The sequence below is a fragment of the Tropicimonas sp. IMCC34011 genome (assembly GCF_003390865.1).
Lineage (GTDB): Bacteria > Pseudomonadota > Alphaproteobacteria > Rhodobacterales > Rhodobacteraceae > Tropicimonas_B.
The window spans coordinates 1-734 of the sequence record NZ_QMEJ01000010.1; the positions used below are offsets into that span (position 1 = coordinate 1).

Sequence of the window (734 nt, forward strand, 5' to 3'; positions counted from 1 at the left end):
CCTCGAAAGCCAGATCATGGTTGAGGTCCTGACGATCATTCTTGGGATGAAGAGCATCGGGGGCGTGGCGCTTCCTATCCACGACGCCATCCTCGTCCCCGCCTCGGCTCAACGCATCGCCACCAACGTCATGACCTACACCTTCCGGCGGAAGACAGGGTTGGAGGCTGTGGTGGACGTTCTCACCGAGCACGATCTGGAGGACCCACTCCCCACCGCTGCATGATCCCCATCAGCTGACACTGAAGGGATACCTATAGGGAGGAGGGGGAGGAACACATCACTATCACAACAGGAAACTCCCCATAGGGGGACCCGTAAGAGCCACCTGCCCAACAAGGGACCCGTAAGGGTGGCTGATGTGACCTCCTCCCCTCCGACCTCTAGCAGCACCCCCGAGAGGTTTCAGGGGTCGCATGTCTCAGCGGTCTATCTATCACCTGCGGGTCCGCATTGCCCCCCATAGGGAGAGGTGCGCCTCTGACACGCTGTCAGATCGTCCGATATGGGCACCATGGCACCTCGATGTGAGTACGCCACCAGGAACCGCACTGGGTCCCACAGGTCTGCCCAGCGCCTCACCGTCACCGTAGTCCTTACCGTAGTACCCGCCGCGCCTGTTGACGGGGACTCTCCCATGCGGATACCCCTTGTTTTACTGAGGCAGAGCGCCGAGGTGAGGCCTGTAACGAGAACACAACCCAAGAGTGACCGATCTCCTGGGCACCAGTTCT

General features: G+C 60.5%; 1 pseudogene. It reads left to right on the top strand.

Annotated elements, in window-relative coordinates:
* Positions 1-226: pseudogene (locus DQG15_RS17970) on the top strand (hypothetical protein); the annotation flags it as partial.
* Positions 227-734: the final 508 nt, after the last annotated feature.